This is a genomic window from Phenylobacterium haematophilum, assembly GCF_014196295.1.
Classification (GTDB): Bacteria; Pseudomonadota; Alphaproteobacteria; order Caulobacterales; family Caulobacteraceae; genus Phenylobacterium; species Phenylobacterium haematophilum.
In genome coordinates, this window is sequence record NZ_JACIDK010000019.1 from 2,501 (window position 1) to 5,692 (window position 3,192).

The window sequence follows — 3,192 nt, forward strand, 5'->3', positions numbered from 1 at the left end:
AAACAAAGCGCATGTGTGGGCGCGTTCCGGCTATTTCGTACGGCTGGAACCAAACCGTCCCCACGCATGAGTTTTGCTGAGAACGATCAAGCGCATAAGGGCTTCTGACGGATGCCTTGGCATTGAGAGGCGATGAAAGACGTGGCACGCTGCGATAAGGTCCGGGGAGGCGCGAGCACCCTTTGATCCGGACATTTCTGAATGGGGAAACCCACCTTTACAATCTGCGAATGTGATCTTCAGCTTCGGCTGGAGCTCAGGTTCGTTGGTTGTTCAAAGGTATAATGACCTGAATACATAGGGTTCATTAAGCAAACCCGGGGAACTGAAACATCTCAGTACCCGGAGGAAAGGACATCAACCGAGACTCCCGTAGTAGTGGCGAGCGAACCGGGACCAGGCCAGTGCTGTCGTGACATAAAGCCGAACGATTTGGAAAGATCGGCCATAGCGGGTGATAGCCCCGTAGGCGTCAATTAGCGACAGACTCGAGTAGGGCGGGACACGTGAAATCCTGTCTGAACATGGGGGGACCACCCTCCAAGCCTAAGTACTCCTCAATGACCGATAGTGAACAAGTACCGTGAGGGAAAGGTGAAAAGCACCCCGACGAGGGGAGTGAAATAGAACCTGAAATCGGAAGCCTACAAGCAGTCGGAGCCACCTCGCGTGGTGACGGCGTACCTTTTGTATAATGGGTCAGCGACTTCATGTGCCGTGCAAGCTTAAGCCGATAGGTGTAGGCGCAGCGAAAGCGAGTCTGAATAGGGCGAATAAGTACGTCGCATGACGACCCGAAACCAGGTGATCTATCCATGAGCAGGTTGAAGGTAAGGTAACACTTACTGGAGGACCGAACCCGTGAATGTTGAAAAATTCTGGGATGACTTGTGGATAGGGGTGAAAGGCCAATCAAACCTGGACATAGCTGGTTCTCCGCGAAATCTATTTAGGTAGAGCGTCAGACGAATTCCTTGGGGGGTAGAGCACTGGATGGATGCGGGGGTCGCGAGATCTACCAATTCTAACCAAACTCCGAATACCCAAGAGAACTATCTGGCAGACACACGGCGGGTGCTAACGTCCGTCGTGAAAAGGGAAACAACCCTAACCATCATCTAAGGCCCCCAAGTACTGGCTAAGTGGGAAACGATGTGGGATTGCTTTGACAACCAGGATGTTGGCTTAGAAGCAGCCATCATTTAAAGAAAGCGTAACAGCTCACTGGTCAAGCGATCCTGCGCGGAAAATGTAACGGGGCTCAAGCCAGTCGCCGAAGGTATGGGTGTGCGTAAGCACGCGGTAGCGGAGCGTTCCGTAAGCCTGTGAAGGTCAGTCGTGAGGCTGGCTGGAGGTATCGGAAGTGAGAATGCTGACATGAGTAGCGACAAAGAGTGTGAGAGACACTCTCGCCGAAAGTCCAAGGGTTCCTGCGTAAAGCTAATCTGCGCAGGGTTAGCCGGCCCCTAAGGCGAGGCCGAAAGGCGTAGTCGATGGGAACCAGGTGAATATTCCTGGGCCAGTTGGAGGTGACGAATTCCGTAAATTGTCAGGGCTTATTGGATTGTCCTGGCAGTGAAGGAGTTCCTGGAAATAACCCCAACGGAGACCGTACCCGAAACCGACACAGGTGGACAGGTAGAGTATACCAAGGCGCTTGAGAGAACTATGCTGAAGGAACTCGGCAAATTGCACGCGTAACTTCGGGATAAGCGTGACTCTCTTTTGGGCAACCAGATGAGAGTGGCACAGGCCAGGGGGTAGCGACTGTTTATCAAAAACACAGGGCTCTGCGAAGCCGCAAGGCGACGTATAGGGTCTGACGCCTGCCCGGTGCCGGAAGGTTAAAAGGAGGGGTGCAAGCTCCGAATTGAAGCCCCGGTAAACGGCGGCCGTAACTATAACGGTCCTAAGGTAGCGAAATTCCTTGTCGGGTAAGTTCCGACCTGCACGAATGGCGTAACGACTTCCCCACTGTCTCCAGCATAGGCTCAGCGAAATTGAATTCCCCGTGAAGATGCGGGGTTCCCGCGGTCAGACGGAAAGACCCTATGAACCTTTACTGCAGCTTCGCCTTGGCGTTAGCGGCAACATGTGTAGGATAGGTGGGAGGCTATGAAACCGGGGCGCCAGTTCCGGCGGAGCCATCCTTGAAATACCACCCTTGTTGTCGCTGACGTCTAACCGCAGCCCGTTATCCGGGTTCGGGACATGGCGTGGCGGGCAGTTTGACTGGGGCGGTCGCCTCCCAAAGTGTAACGGAGGCGCGCGATGGTGGGCTCAGAGCGGTCGGAAATCGCTCGACGAGTGCAATGGCATAAGCCCGCCTGACTGCGAGACTGACAAGTCGAGCAGAGACGAAAGTCGGCCATAGTGATCCGGTGGTTCTGCGTGGAAGGGCCATCGCTCAACGAATAAAAGGTACTCTAGGGATAACAGGCTGATTTTGCCCAAGCGTCCACAGCGACGGCAAAGTTTGGCACCTCGATGTCGGCTCATCACATCCTGGGGCTGGAGCAGGTCCCAAGGGTTCGGCTGTTCGCCGATTAAAGTGGTACGTGAGCTGGGTTCAGAACGTCGTGAGACAGTTTGGTCCCTATCTGCCGTGGGTGTACGAAGCTTGAGAGGATCTGTCCCTAGTACGAGAGGACCGGGATGGACACACCTCTGGTGGACCTGTCGTGGCGCCAGCTGCGCAGCAGGGTAGCTAAGTGTGGAATAGATAACCGCTGAAAGCATCTAAGCGGGAAACTAACCTCAAAACAAGGCTTCGCCGAGAGCCGTGGTAGACCACCACGTTGATAGGCCAGGTGTGGAAGTGCGGCGACGCATGCAGCTTACTGGTACTAATCGCTCGATAGGCTTGATCGTTCTTAGTCAAACTCATGACTAATGCGCTTTGCTTGATGTCTTCTCTCTTCAACGTATCCGTTTCGTTGACCTGGTGGTTATACCGAGAGGTCCCCACCCGATCCCATCCCGAACTCGGTCGTTAAGCCTCTCTGGGCCGATGGTACTTCGTCTTAAGGCGCGGGAGAGTAGGTCGCCGCCAGGTCTACCAAACGGATACGTCAAACAACCCTTCAATACTCAATCACACGACACCCTGACGCGGGGTGGAGCAGCCCGGTAGCTCGTCAGGCTCATAACCTGAAGGTCACAGGTTCAAATCCTGTCCCCGCACCCAAGGTT

The 3,192-nt window shown here is 54.4% G+C and carries 1 tRNA gene and 2 rRNA genes; all 3 read left to right on the forward strand.

Features of this window, described 5'->3' with window-relative positions:
• Positions 1-84 precede the first annotated feature (84 nt).
• A 23S ribosomal RNA gene (locus GGQ61_RS21915) occupies positions 85-2,871 on the forward strand.
• Positions 2,872-2,940: 69 nt separating this feature from the next.
• Positions 2,941-3,055 (forward strand): 5S ribosomal RNA (rrf, locus tag GGQ61_RS21920).
• Positions 3,056-3,110: 55 nt separating this feature from the next.
• A tRNA-Met gene (locus GGQ61_RS21925) sits at positions 3,111-3,187 on the forward strand.
• Positions 3,188-3,192 lie beyond the last annotated feature (5 nt).